Here is a 12,706-nt window from a genome sequence, read left to right on the forward strand (position 1 = left end):
CATCAGCTCTGGGGTTTCACTATGTATACGGCGAGACCATAAACGTGCTGGGCATAAAATACGGCAATGCTATCATAAGCGCTTATCCCATTATAGAACATCAAAATATCAGGTTGTATTCTTCTCCTCTGGAGAAAAGGGCTATTTTAAAGGCTAAAATCAGCATAGATGGTGATATCTATCATATATTGAATACGCATTTGGGTCTGAATAGAGAGGAGCGCCGCAGGCAGATAGAGGAAATTAATGGTATAGTGGAGAATTTAAACGGCAATGTCATTTTAATGGGGGATTTCAACGAACAAGTGTATATTCCCGGCGGGGAATCTATAAGTGATAAGCTGGTAGATACCGCCATCGTCAAGCAAAAAGAGCATTTGAATACTTACGCCCTTTATAGCGATCTTCCCAATGCCCGCATCGATCGTATATACGTCAGCCGCCATATAGAAGTGGTGGACCATTTTGTAATGCCTTCAAAGACTTCTGATCATTCCATGGTTTTTGCGCTGATTTTGCACAAAAAGAACAAAAATAGAGGAATTATTTGATAATCATAGAATAATAACAACAAAAGGCATAATAATTTTCAAACGGGTGTTTTTCTGCTATCAAAGCATGATTTAATATAAAAAAGGACTGTTAGGTGATGTAAATGGGTTTTAGTAGAAATAGGTGCCGGCTTATTTTGATTTTTATAATGGTGGCCGTATGGGTGGTGCAGGCATCGGCTTCGGCTGATGGCGACAAAGTCTATATGGTTCCCATACAGGGGGAGATAACCCCTGCCATGGCCGCTTTTGTTGAAAAGCAGGTAGACTTGGCCAATGCGGAAGGTGCTAGGGGCATACTGTTTGTAATATCCACCCTGGGAGGGAGGGTGGACGCCGCCTTTAATATAAAGGAAGCCATATTGAGGTCAGAAGTGCCCACCGCTGTATATATCGCTGACAGGGCCGAGTCGGCGGGAGCTCTGATATCCATAGCCGCCGATAGCATAATAATGGCGCCGGGCAGCCATATGGGTTCAGCGGAACCAATACCTTATAGTGAAAAGAACGTAGCGGCCGTAAGCGGTGAATTCAGGAGCACAGCTGAGCTCAAAGGAAGGGATCCTCAGATTGCTGCTGGCATGGTCGACAAATCCATAGCCATACCCGGCATAAAGGGAAAGGGTTCTTTGCTGGACCTGACAGCCCAGGAGGCCATAAGGTACGGGTATGCCGATGCCATCGCCGACGATGTGAATGAGGCCCTTTCTCATCTGGGGTGGGAAGATTGGCAAATATATGAGGTGAAGCCAGATTTCAAGGTAAGGATAGCACAGTTTTTGACCCGTACAGACGTTTCATCCTTTTTGTTGCTGGGTGCCATGATAGCAATGCTTATAGAAGCTTTTGTGCCCGGGTTTGGAGTGCCAGGCATCATCGGCATTATATGCTTTGGCCTGTATCTGGGAGGGAACTTTCTGGCGGGGTACACCGAATGGTGGTCGGTGATACTGTTTATAATAGGGCTTATTTTGTTGGCAATTGAACTGGCCGTACCCGGGTTTGGCGTATTTGGCATAACTGGAATTGCTGCCATTTTGGCAGGGCTGATATTTTCAGCTTCAGACCCTGTAAAGGGCATGATATCGGTGGGGGTAGCCTTACTGGCTGCCATTGTTGTCGTACCCATACTGTATAGAGTGTTCGGTGGGCCTCGACTGTTTAAGAAGCTGGTTTTGACCGAGCAGGTGGTGGCAAAGGACGACAATGGGCCCATGCAGCAGCCGCAGATTGCGCAGCTGGTAGGCAAGAGCGGTATCGTTATAACGGCTTTAAGGCCGGCCGGCATCGTGGAGATTGAGGGGATTAAATATGATGTGATGTCGGATGGCGAATATATTTTGCCGGGAGAGAAGGTAAAGGTTGTGGAGGCTATAGGTTCAAAGATCGTCGTTGCCAGGCTTTAAGTGCTGTGTCCATCAGCCATAAGGCCTGAGAAATATAAAAGGAGGAGATGGTAAATATGCCAGAAACGATTTTGTTTGTAATGGGTCTGATCATCGTAGTCATAATTGTGCTGGCCATAATCCTGACTTTCGTACCGCTGGGATTGTGGATTTCAGCGCTGGCAGCCGGAGTAAGGATAGGGATATTCAACCTGATAGGCATGCGGCTGAGAAGGGTTATCCCGTCCAGGATAATCAATCCCCTTATAAAAGCCACTAAAGCAGGTTTGGACCTCAGCGTTGACAAGCTGGAAGCCCATTACCTTGCGGGAGGAAATGTGGATCGGGTTGTAAACGCATTGATTGCGGCTCAGAGGGCCAATATTCCCCTGGAGTTTGAAAGGGCAGCTGCCATAGACCTGGCAGGAAGGGATGTGCTGCAGGCCGTACAAATGAGCGTAAATCCCAAGGTGATAGAGACGCCAAAGGTATCGGCGGTGGCAAAAGACGGTATTGAGGTGATTGTTAAGGCTCGAGTCACCGTGAGGGCCAATATAGACAGGCTGGTTGGCGGTGCCGGCGAGGAGACCATACTGGCCAGGGTGGGCGAAGGCATAGTTACCACAGTCGGATCCTCTGAAAGCCATAAGGAGGTGCTGGAAAACCCCGATCGCATTTCGCAGACGGTGCTCAACAAGAGCCTGCATGCCGGTACGGCGTTTGAGATACTCTCCATTGACATAGCTGACGTGGATGTGGGAAGGAATATAGGCGCTCAACTTCAAATTGATCAGGCAGAAGCCGATAAGCGCATTGCCCAGGCCAAGGCCGAGGAGAGACGTGCCATGGCCGTGGCCAAGGAACAGGAGATGCGCGCCGCTGTACAGGAAATGCGGGCTAAGGTAGTGGAAGCCGAGGCCGAAATTCCAAAGGCTATAGCCGCAGCTCTCAGGGAAGGAAAGCTGGGTGTTATGGATTATTATAATATGAAAAACATAATAGCCGATACGCAGATGAGGGATTCTATAGCCAGGATGGGGAGAGAGGATGCATCGAGCGAGGATAATAAATAGCGACCGATGCCAGGCGGGAGATGGTGATAGATGGAATTAGTGCTTACAATAATATTGTTCATTATTGGGATAATATTCAAGTTATTAGAGAAAATGGGGGATTCTAAACAAGGGACAGGGTCCGGCGTTTCGGGCAGGCCCGCGATGTCCGGAAATCTTAATAATCCGGGTCATTTGAAAGGTGATGGGAACGTTTACCGTCAATCAGGCAATGGGGAGATGCATATGGCAAGCGCCGAGAAAGGTAGGGCAATTTTAGCCGCTCAAGGAAGTGCGTTCGATGGCTATGCTTCCCAAGGAGAAGGTTTTTCCCTTGAGAGTATGGGTGGTTCCACGCTTGAGGGTAAGGGGCTGGAGGGCTTAAAGGATACGCCGTATGATAATAAGGTTAAGGCTGTACAGCTGGAGATTATACCGTCTGGCACAAGGCGCCATGCGCTTTCCTTTAGCCGCCACGATATAATAAACGGCATTATAATGTCCGAGCTGTTACATCCCCCTAAGGCTTTGAGGAGAAGGACGAGGTACTGAATCTTGCTCTCAGAAAAACTAGAATGTTTCATACATTCTAGTTTTTCTTTTTTTTGCATATTATTTTGTATCGAGGTTGTGTATTGAGGGAGGGATTGCTGTGCGAAAAAAGCTAAGGGAAGTCAAGACTGCAGTTTCTGAGATGTTCGAACTTCCAAAGGATATAATGCTAAATCTGCCCAGGATCAGCATGATCGGCAACAATCAGATGCTGGTTGAAAACCATAGAGGGGTAATAGAATATACCCCCGAGAAAATACGGCTTAACTCAACCATTGGGGTGATCCGAGTTGAGGGGGAGGATATGGATCTTAAGAATATAGCGGCCGATGATGTAATGATAACGGGCCAGATAAAGCGGGTGGAATTTTAAGGGCCGGGGTGAAAGGCGTTGCTCATTTTAAAAGTGTGGAACTACATTGTCGGCTATCTAATCATAAAGGTAGATGGCCTTTCCCTGGAAAAGTTTATCAATCTAGCCGTAAACAATGGAATATTCCTATGGGGGATAAAGCGTTCGGGCTATACCTCCATGACCGCTTGCATAAGCATCAGCGGTTTTAAAAGGCTGAAGGGCATCGTTCGAAAGGTAAGGTGCAGGGTAAGGATAGTGGATAAAAGGGGATTGCCCTTCTTGCTGCTTGGGCTTCGCCGCAGGAAGATGCTGCTGGTGGGGCTTTTGGCCTTTTTTATCATATTGTACGGCCTTTCTTCCTTTATTTGGACGGTAGAGGTGGAAGGGAACGCCAAAGTGCCGGAGGAGAAGCTGCTTGATGTTCTAGCCAAGTACGGAATCAAGCCGGGAGCCTTCAAAAAAGGTCTGGACATCTCTGCAATCGAAAACAGGTTGATCATAGATGTGCCCGATATTTGGTGGGCCAGCATCCAGCTTAAGGGTACCAAGGCTATAGTGAAGGTGGTGGAGGCGGTACAGCCTCCTCCTATGGTAGACAAAAATATCCCCTGCAATATCGTGGCCAGCAAGGATGGGATTATTTATGAGATGGTGGTGCTTGAAGGCCGACCCATGGTAAAAGAAGGCGATACGGTGAAAAAAGGTCAGCTTCTGGTAAGTGGCGTTATCGAGGATCCCGAAACCAAGACCACCCGTTTGGTACACGCCATGGCGCAGGTTACCGCCCGCACCTGGTATGAAGGCCAGGCCGTCTGTTACCTGGATAAAGGCCTTACGCGGCGGACGGGTAGAAAGGTAGTTCACAGGTTTATTGACATAGGTAGATGGGTTGTGGAGTATCAAAAAGAGGACATCCCTTTCAAGCACTACGAGATGGAGGAAAAGAGGGTGCCCTTTTTCGGGGAAGGGCGATTCTTCCCCGTTACCATGGTAGTGAGGGAGTATTATGAAGTTGAAATGCTGCCTGCCAGCGCATCGCTGCAGCAGCTAAAAGAGATTGCACAAAGAAAGGCAGAGGAGGATGTAAACAAAAAAATACCGTCAAACACCAAAATTGTTGACAAACGGGTGAAATACGATATGATAGAAGGTAAGGGAGTAAAAGCTACAGTATATGTAGAGGTATTGGAAGATATAGCGCTGGAACAAAAGATTACAGTTGAGTAGGAGGATTGTTTGATTGGAAAGCTTTAGAATAGAAAAGACCTTAGAAATTGATAGCATGGAAAAGCTACGCGCTCTTTTTGGCAATTTCGATGAAAATGTAGAAGTCATAGAGGAAGAAACAGGGGCTAGGATAGTAACCCGAGGGACCAATGTGGTCATAATGGGCAAACCACAGCAAGTGGAAATGGCTTATACGGTCATGACAAGGCTGCTCGGTATAATAGATAAGGGAGAAGCTGTTGACAAGGCCCAGGTCAGATATGCCATACAGCTGGTGGCTGAAGGCCAGGAGGGCCTTATAGAGGACTTAACCTCCGATGTGATATGTTTGACTTACAAGGGCAAGCAGGTCCGCAGCAAGACCCTCGGCCAAAAGCGCTATGTCACCGCTATTGCCCACAACGACATCGTCTTTGGAATAGGCCCTGCGGGAACGGGTAAAACCTATCTGGCCATGGCCATGGCTGTAACGGCTTATAAGAATCGAGAGGTGGGGCGCATCATATTGACACGGCCTGCGGTGGAAGCGGGGGAGAAGTTGGGCTTTTTGCCGGGAGACCTGCAAAACAAGGTGGATCCCTACCTTAGGCCTTTGTACGATGCGCTGTATGACTTGATTGGGTTGGAAAACTATTTAAAGTTGGTGGAACGAGGGGTTATTGAAGTGGCCCCGCTTGCATATATGAGAGGACGCACTCTGGAAGATTCATTCATCATACTGGATGAGGCTCAAAATACCACATCCGAGCAGATGAAGATGTTTTTGACAAGGATAGGTATGGGATCCAAGGCCGTCATTACCGGGGACATTACGCAGATAGATTTGCCGCGGGGCAAAAAGTCGGGCCTCGTGGAGGCCATACAGGTATTACAGGGCATAAAAGGGATAGAATTCGTGTTTTTGACGCAACAGGATGTGGTTCGCCATGAGCTGGTCATGAAGATCGTTCAGGCATACGAGAGGTTTTACTCTGGAAAAGGGGGAGCCGAACAGGAGGATTCCCGTGAGTTCAATAGTAACAGGTAGGAACAGGGGAACACAAGTTCCATTATTGAGGGCGTCTTTTTTTAAGGGAGCCCATGCAGGGCTGCTGTTGAAAATTGCAATAGGGGTAGTGGCATATGTCAGCGTGTTTGCCATCATATTGGCTGCCATTTCCCCTCGAAGGTATGATTTGAAGGTGGGGGATATCGCCACCGAATCCATCCGGGCTCCTCGAGATGTGGAAAACAAGATTGCCACCCAGCGAAGGATTGAACAGGCCAGGCAGAGCGTTGCTCCGATATATAGGCTAAATCAAAATGTGCAAACGGAGATCGTCGAAGAGGTCAATGAGATATTTGAGGAGATAAGGATAGTCCGAAGCCTTGCCGAGCAGAGGCTTAAAGAATGGGAAGAGAAACAAAGGGCAGCTTTATCGCAACAGCAATTGCAGGAGGAAGAAGCGACGCAGGAAGACGGGATTCAGCAAGGTGAACAGGACGGCCAAGCTGAGGAAGCCAGACAGGAAGAGGTATATGATGGTGTACAAGGGGAAATAGATTACCAGCAGGTGTTTGACAAGCAGTTTCTGGAACAGCTTAAAGACCACATCAGGGTTCAACTATCCAACGATGAGCTGCTTGCCTGCATCACCGCAGACGAGGCCGAAATTTCCCAGCTTCAGGAATACTTGATAGAAATGTTGACCAGCTTGCTGGACTTAAAGATAAAAGAAGATAATCTGCTGGAGGCCAAAAACACGCTGAGAAATGAGATGTTGACGCGGCCTATTTCCAGCGAATTACGCCTGGTAGGGACTACCATTGGACTTATCCTTCTTAAGCCCAATATGATATATGATGAGGAGGCAACGGAGGCCGAGAGAGAAAAGGCAGCCCGAAGCGTTGAAAAGGTAATTTATAAAAAGGGACAGTACATCGTCCAGGATGGACAACCAGTCACCGAAGAGCAAATTGCCATGCTCAAAGAGTTGGGCCTTCTCAAGGATGAACCTTTTGACGTACCGCTGGTGGTAGGCCTAGGGCTGTTAATACTGGCGCTGGAAATTGGTGGGGCATTCTACATCCACCATTTTGAAAAGGAACTGACCAATCAGCATCATATGTTCATTCTGATTATCCTGGTGGTGTGTCTAACGCTGGGAGTAAGCTATGGAATGTCGGTGGTAAACCAGTATCTTATGCCTGTTGCCTTAGCTGCCCTGTTGCTTACCGTATTGATGAAGCCCAGAATTGCCTTTTTTGTTAACGTTATTTTATCTATACTGGTAGGTATAATGACGAGAGGCCAGGCGGGCGTGATGGTTGCAGGACTGCTGGGAGGGATGATGGGCATATTCATAGCCCATAGATCCCAGCAGAGGAATGGCTTATTTTTGGCAGGGCTGGGGGCTAGTGCCGCTAGCATGCTGACCGCAGCGGGGTATGAGCTGATAGTGTCGGGTAGCTGGAGGGCTGCCTTGCGCTCTTCTCTATGGAGCGGCGGAAGCGGCGTATTGGCCGCGGTTCTGGCGGTGGGGACGTTGCCGGTCTGGGAAAACGTATTTGGCATTATAACCCCCATAAGGATGATAGAGCTTTCCAATCCCAATCATCCGCTGCTGAAACGCCTGTTGAGAGAAGCGCCTGGGACCTATCACCACAGCATAATAGTGGCCAATCTCGCCGAAAGTGCGGCACAGGCGGTGGGTGCCAATGGGTTGCTGGCAAGGGTAGGCGCTTATTATCATGACGTGGGGAAGCTCATAAGGCCCTATTATTTTAAAGAAAACCAGATTACCTCCGAAAATCCGCACGATAAATTGAACCCCACATTGAGCACCAACATCATCACAGCTCATACTAAAGATGGGGTCAAGCTAGCACAAAAGTACAGGATCCCAAAGGTGATACAGGATTTTATACTGCAGCATCATGGCACCACGCCGGTAATATACTTTTATCACAAGGCCAAGAATAATAACAAGGATGTCAAGCTGGATGATTTCCGCTATACGGGACCTAAACCCCAAACCCCTGAAACGGCTATAGTGATGTTGGCCGACACCGTGGAGGCGGCGGTAAGGACCTTGCCCGATCCCGCTCCTGGGAAGGTGGAGGGTTTGATACGTAAGCTCATAAAGGAGAAGGTGGAGGACGGGCAGTTGGACGAGTGCCATCTGACGCTTAAAGACCTGGACTTAATTGCTACAGCCTTCAAAGATGTGCTGTGCGGCATATTTCATGAACGCGTTGAGTACCCTGATGTAGACTTAAAAGGAGAGCAGGATGAAGGTCATGACGGTGGAGATTAACAACTCACAGGATAAAATAGAGGTTGTACCGGAGATAGAAAGGCTTATAGAGGAGTGCGTATCCGAAACCCTGAAGATGGAAGGGGTAGATATTCCTGTCGAAGTGAGCGTACTGCTGGTGGACGACCATCAAATCCATCAGCTCAACAGCCAGTATAGAGGGGTGGATGCCCCCACAGATGTGCTGTCCTTTCCCATGGTGGAGTTTGAAAGTAATGGACAAGGCCGCGATTTGCGGGCCGTGCTCAACGCTGCAAGGCATGGTGATCAGGCTGTGCTCCTGGGGGATATAGTACTCTCGCTGGAAAGGGCGCAGCAACAAGCCCGGGAATATGGCCACAGCTTTTTCAGGGAAGTGGGTTATCTAGTAGTACACGGGATGCTGCACCTTTTGGGGTATGACCACGAGCAGGAGGAGCAGCGGCTTAGGATGCGCCAGAAGGAAGAAAGGGTCATGGAGGCATTGGGCCTTCAACGGGACGTATAGGGCTCCGAAGTAAGTAAGGTGACATTCGCACACAGGGATGTGGGGATGTAGCCAAGATGAAATCCAGAAACATAGTTGACAGCTTTAACAACGCCATAAAAGGCATCATATATGGGTTTAAGACCGAGCGAAACGTAAAGATACACTTTGTCATTGCCGTATTGGTGCTGATTGCTGCAGTTCTGGCTGACCTCTCCAAGCTAGAGGTTGTGTTGCTGTTCATCACCATAGCCGTGGTGATAGCCGCTGAGCTTTTCAACACGGCCATAGAGCGCTTGATAGATATGGTACATCCCGATTATCATCCTTTAGCAGAGGTTTCCAAGAATATGGCGGCCGGCGCGGTATTGGTGACCGCCGTAGGGGCTATGATGGTGGGGTATATCATATTTTACAACAGGATCGATTCGCTTTCGCTGGCCTTTGTGCGCAGAATCAAAAATGCGCCCATACACGTTACCGTCATTAGCCTCATAATAATAATGCTCATAGTGATAATGCTGAAATCATTCAATTTTAAGGGCAATTTTTTAAAAGGAGGCATGCCCAGCGGGCATAGCGCCCTGGCGTTTTCGCTGTTTACTTCCATAACTCTGCTCAGCAAAAGCGCTCTTATATCCTCCCTTGCTATGTTGATGGCACTCATGGTCATTCACAGCAGGTATGAGGCGGGAATCCATACCCTCACCGAGATAATAGTAGGCGCTTTTTTGGGCATGCTGCTTACTGTAATAATTTTTGAGCTGTTCCAGATTGTAACCTGATGGGAGGAATATGGTGTGACCGATAGTAAGGTGCGGCATCTGGTGGAGGAAGCCTTCAAAGCCAAGGAAAGGGCATATGCGCCTTACTCCAATTTCAGGGTGGGGGCTGCCCTCCTAGTGGAAGATGGCTCGGTTTATACCGGATGTAACGTGGAAAACGCCAGCTATGGTGCTACCTGCTGTGCCGAAAGGGTAGCCATATTTTCGGCTGTAGCTGATGGCAAGCGCAGCTTTAAAGCCATAGCGGTGGTATCGGATTACGAAGGCTTTACATTTCCTTGCGGAATATGCCGCCAGGTCATGTTGGAGTTCGATATCCCTACAGTGATCGTAGCGGATAGCAGCGGGGCGTATCGAGAGTATGCTCTGAAGGACCTTTTACCCAACGGCTTTAAGAAGTCAGCTGTGCGAGAAGGAGAGTGATGGGCTGTTGTCTCAAGGATTTCGTTCGGGGTTTGTTGCCATCGTGGGCAGGCCCAACGTGGGCAAGTCCACCCTTATGAATAGCATGGTAGGAGAAAAGATATCCATAATTTCGGATAAACCTCAGACCACCCGCAATCGCATACAGTGCGTGCTCACCCGAGCCAACTATCAGATCATCTTCATCGATACGCCGGGGCTTCACAAGCCTAAGAATAAGCTGGGGGAGTACATGGTACAGGTGGCCAAGGGCGCGCTGGAGGAAGTGGATGTAGTGCTGTTTATGGTGGATATATGGGAGGGCATAGGCGGTGGAGACAGATTTATAGCTGAGGAGTTGAAGAAAGTTGAGACGCCCGTCATCCTGGTAGCCAACAAGGTGGACAGGGTTAAATCTGTGGAGAATGCCGAGAAGATGGCTCAAGAGTTATGCCAGGAAGGCGGCTTCGACGAGGTGATACTGGTTTCGGCGCTGAATGGCACTAACCTGGATAAGCTGGAAAATACCATAGTGTCTTACCTGCCCGAGGGGCCCAAATATTACCCCGATGACATGGTCACCGACCAGCCTGAGCGATTTGTGGTGGCAGAGCTGATAAGGGAAAAGGCCCTTGAGTTGCTGGAAGAGGAGGTGCCCCACGGCATAGGGGTTGAAGTTACTGCCTTCAAAGAGCGCGAGGATAAGAACATAATAGATATATATGCTACAATATACTGTGAGAAGAAGAGCCACAAGGGCATAGTAATAGGCAAAGGCGGTTCCATGCTGCGCGAGATAGGTAGCCGGGCCAGGCGCGATATTGAACGCCTGCTAGGAGTACACGTGTACCTCGAGTTGTGGGTCAAGGTAAGGGAAAACTGGAGAAACAACATTGCCGATTTAAAAAATTTAGGTTATAAAATTTAGTTAGGTTATGATTGACGCAATCGGATTATTTTACATGGAATATGGGTCAAGTATGGCGGAAACCCTAATAAATGTAATAAATATATTTTATACAGACAGGGGGTTTATAATATATGATAGATTTTTTATGGAATCTGTTTGAAAAGACCGGCTCGGTAAGCAGCTATCTGCTTTATAAAGCCGTGCAACGGGTTGAGGGGGAACGCTATCTTGACCCATCGGTGAGCAATTCGGGAGAGGAGGAAAAGGTATATCAAGTTGGGAAGGAATAGGGAATCATGAATATTGTACGTACCCAAGGCGTGGTTTTGAGATATACGAATTTTAAAGAAGCTGATAGGATGCTTACGGTTTTTTCACCCGAGAGGGGTAAGATGCAGGTGCTGGCAAGGGGGTGCCGTAAGCCCAGCAGCCGGCTTCTGGCAGCCAGCCAGGTTTTCTGTTACGCCGATTACGTCTTTATAAAGTCCAAAGAAATTTATATCGCTACGCAGGCCGAGGTCAAGAACTCCTTTTACAATATCCGCACTGACGTAGAAAGGCTTGCCTACGGCACGTATATTCTGAACCTGACCGAAGAGGCGGTGAATTATGAGGAGAGTAATTTCCGCCTCTTTTATATGTTGTTGCATACATTGTCCCATCTGGCATATGGGGAAGTTAGCCCTGAGGACATAACTCATATATTCGAGCTTAAGCTGATTGACGTGCTTGGCTACCGCCCGGTGCTCGACAGGTGCCTGGTATGCGGCCAAAGGCCAGAAAGCAATCCTTTATTTTTTGGCATTACCGAAGGCGGAATCATATGCCCTCAATGCAATAACGACATAAAAAATGGATACACTATCCATAGGAACACCCTGCAAACCATTAGGTATATACTGGATGTGGACATAAGACGTCTGGGGGGACTGAAGTTTTCGCAGCAGGTAAGGGACGAACTGGACACAATTTTGTGGCATTATTTGAGCCACAGGCTGGAAAAGACCATAAAGGCCAGGCGGTTTATAGAGCAGATAAAATGCGGCGGGTGAGCGTTTATTATATGCTTTGGCCTTACATTATTGAAGTAAAAAGTCAAAAAGGATATTGACGAAAAAGATAAATTTGGTATAAGATAAAGCAGGATAATGCGCAAAAACGTAAAGGTATGGAAAAAGATATCAGGGGTTTAAGGGATTGTTATAACCTGAAGCCCAATGGTGAAATTAGATAAATGATAAAATTTATACATAGAACAGGAGGAAAACGCATGAAGAAATACGTCTATCTCTTCAGTGAAGGCAATGCCAATATGAGGGAACTGCTGGGCGGTAAGGGTGCCAATCTTGCCGAGATGACCAACCTTGGCTTACCTGTCCCACCGGGATTTACCGTAACCACTGAGGCCTGTACGCGATATTATCAGGATGGGCAGGTCATAGCTCCTGAGATCGAGGAGCAGATATATGAGGCCATGGAAAAAGTGGAGAAGATAGTTGGTAAAAAGTTTGGCGACATCAACAATCCTTTCCTGGTATCGGTTCGTTCGGGCGCCAGGGTGTCCATGCCCGGAATGATGGATACCATTTTGAACCTTGGGCTCAACGATGTGGCTGTAGAAGGATTGGCCAGGCAGACCAACAACGAGAGGTTTGCATATGACAGCTACAGGCGATTCATTCAGATGTTTTCCGATGTGGTAATGGGCATAGACAAGAACAAGTT

The 12,706-nt window shown here is 48.0% G+C and carries 15 protein-coding genes; all 15 read left to right on the forward strand.

What is annotated here, in order from left to right; translation table 11 throughout:
* On the forward strand, positions 1-551 hold a 551-nt coding region (locus tag FWJ59_RS04715), incomplete at its 5' end, for an endonuclease/exonuclease/phosphatase family protein (RefSeq protein ID WP_414480828.1).
* A 104-nt stretch (positions 552-655) separates the two neighbouring features.
* A complete protein-coding gene (locus FWJ59_RS04720) occupies positions 656-1,957 on the forward strand; it encodes an NfeD family protein (RefSeq protein ID WP_414480829.1) in 1,302 nt (433 codons plus the stop codon).
* 80 nt (positions 1,958-2,037) lie between these two features.
* Positions 2,038-3,009, forward strand: a complete 972-nt coding sequence (floA, locus tag FWJ59_RS04725) for a flotillin-like protein FloA (protein ID WP_414480840.1) — start codon at positions 2,038-2,040, stop codon at positions 3,007-3,009.
* Between the two features lie 225 nt (positions 3,010-3,234).
* Positions 3,235-3,540 carry a hypothetical protein gene (locus FWJ59_RS04730; protein ID WP_414480830.1) on the forward strand — a complete coding sequence of 102 codons (306 nt, stop codon included), beginning with the start codon at positions 3,235-3,237 and terminating at the stop codon, positions 3,538-3,540.
* Positions 3,541-3,640: 100 nt separating this feature from the next.
* Positions 3,641-3,913 carry a sporulation protein YqfC gene (yqfC, locus tag FWJ59_RS04735; RefSeq protein WP_414480831.1) on the forward strand — a complete coding sequence of 91 codons (273 nt, stop codon included), beginning with the start codon at positions 3,641-3,643 and terminating at the stop codon, positions 3,911-3,913.
* A gap of 18 nt (positions 3,914-3,931) precedes the next feature.
* Complete coding sequence (yqfD, locus tag FWJ59_RS04740; protein ID WP_414480832.1) at positions 3,932-5,122, forward strand: sporulation protein YqfD; 1,191 nt, start codon at positions 3,932-3,934, stop codon at positions 5,120-5,122.
* Positions 5,123-5,177: 55 nt separating this feature from the next.
* On the forward strand, positions 5,178-6,149 hold the full coding sequence (locus FWJ59_RS04745; RefSeq protein ID WP_414480841.1) for a PhoH family protein: 972 nt from the start codon (positions 5,178-5,180) through the stop codon (positions 6,147-6,149).
* Positions 6,127-8,418: an HD family phosphohydrolase gene (locus FWJ59_RS04750; protein ID WP_414480833.1), complete on the forward strand. Its 2,292-nt coding sequence runs from the start codon at positions 6,127-6,129 to the stop codon at positions 8,416-8,418. The genes FWJ59_RS04745 and FWJ59_RS04750 overlap by 23 nt, the downstream gene beginning before the upstream one ends.
* Complete coding sequence (ybeY, locus tag FWJ59_RS04755; RefSeq protein ID WP_414480842.1) at positions 8,402-8,905, forward strand: rRNA maturation RNase YbeY; 504 nt, start codon at positions 8,402-8,404, stop codon at positions 8,903-8,905. Before FWJ59_RS04750 ends, ybeY begins: the two co-directional genes overlap by 17 nt.
* Positions 8,906-8,961: 56 nt before the next feature.
* Positions 8,962-9,669, forward strand: a complete 708-nt coding sequence (locus FWJ59_RS04760) for a diacylglycerol kinase (protein WP_414480834.1) — start codon at positions 8,962-8,964, stop codon at positions 9,667-9,669.
* A gap of 15 nt (positions 9,670-9,684) precedes the next feature.
* The gene (locus tag FWJ59_RS04765) at positions 9,685-10,092 is read left to right on the forward strand and encodes a cytidine deaminase (protein WP_414480835.1); all 408 of its coding nucleotides are present in this window, start codon (positions 9,685-9,687) and stop codon (positions 10,090-10,092) included.
* Positions 10,093-10,099: 7 nt separating this feature from the next.
* Complete coding sequence (gene era, locus FWJ59_RS04770) at positions 10,100-10,999, forward strand: GTPase Era (protein ID WP_414480836.1); 900 nt, start codon at positions 10,100-10,102, stop codon at positions 10,997-10,999.
* A 113-nt stretch (positions 11,000-11,112) separates the two neighbouring features.
* The gene (locus tag FWJ59_RS04775; protein ID WP_414480837.1) at positions 11,113-11,271 is read left to right on the forward strand and encodes a YqzL family protein; all 159 of its coding nucleotides are present in this window, start codon (positions 11,113-11,115) and stop codon (positions 11,269-11,271) included.
* Between the two features lie 6 nt (positions 11,272-11,277).
* Entirely contained in the window at positions 11,278-12,033 is a 756-nt protein-coding gene (recO, locus tag FWJ59_RS04780; RefSeq protein ID WP_414480838.1) for a DNA repair protein RecO, read from the forward strand.
* A 218-nt stretch (positions 12,034-12,251) separates the two neighbouring features.
* On the forward strand, positions 12,252-12,706 hold a 455-nt coding region (locus FWJ59_RS04785; protein ID WP_414480839.1), incomplete at its 3' end, for a PEP/pyruvate-binding domain-containing protein.

It is taken from the genome of Caldicoprobacter sp. (assembly GCF_047459465.1).
Classification (GTDB): Bacteria; Bacillota; Clostridia; order Caldicoprobacterales; family Caldicoprobacteraceae; genus Caldicoprobacter.

Coding starts and splice junctions, on each gene's coding strand:
- FWJ59_RS04720 (WP_414480829.1), top strand. CDS start 656: ATGGGTTTTAGTAGAAATAGGTGCCGGCTTATTTTGATTTTTATAATG.
- floA (WP_414480840.1), top strand. CDS start 2,038: ATGGGTCTGATCATCGTAGTCATAATTGTGCTGGCCATAATCCTGACT.
- FWJ59_RS04730 (WP_414480830.1), top strand. CDS start 3,235: ATGGCAAGCGCCGAGAAAGGTAGGGCAATTTTAGCCGCTCAAGGAAGT.
- FWJ59_RS04745 (WP_414480841.1), top strand. CDS start 5,178: ATGGAAAAGCTACGCGCTCTTTTTGGCAATTTCGATGAAAATGTAGAA.
- ybeY (WP_414480842.1), top strand. CDS start 8,402: ATGACGGTGGAGATTAACAACTCACAGGATAAAATAGAGGTTGTACCG.
- FWJ59_RS04760 (WP_414480834.1), top strand. CDS start 8,962: ATGAAATCCAGAAACATAGTTGACAGCTTTAACAACGCCATAAAAGGC.
- FWJ59_RS04775 (WP_414480837.1), top strand. CDS start 11,113: ATGATAGATTTTTTATGGAATCTGTTTGAAAAGACCGGCTCGGTAAGC.
- recO (WP_414480838.1), top strand. CDS start 11,278: ATGAATATTGTACGTACCCAAGGCGTGGTTTTGAGATATACGAATTTT.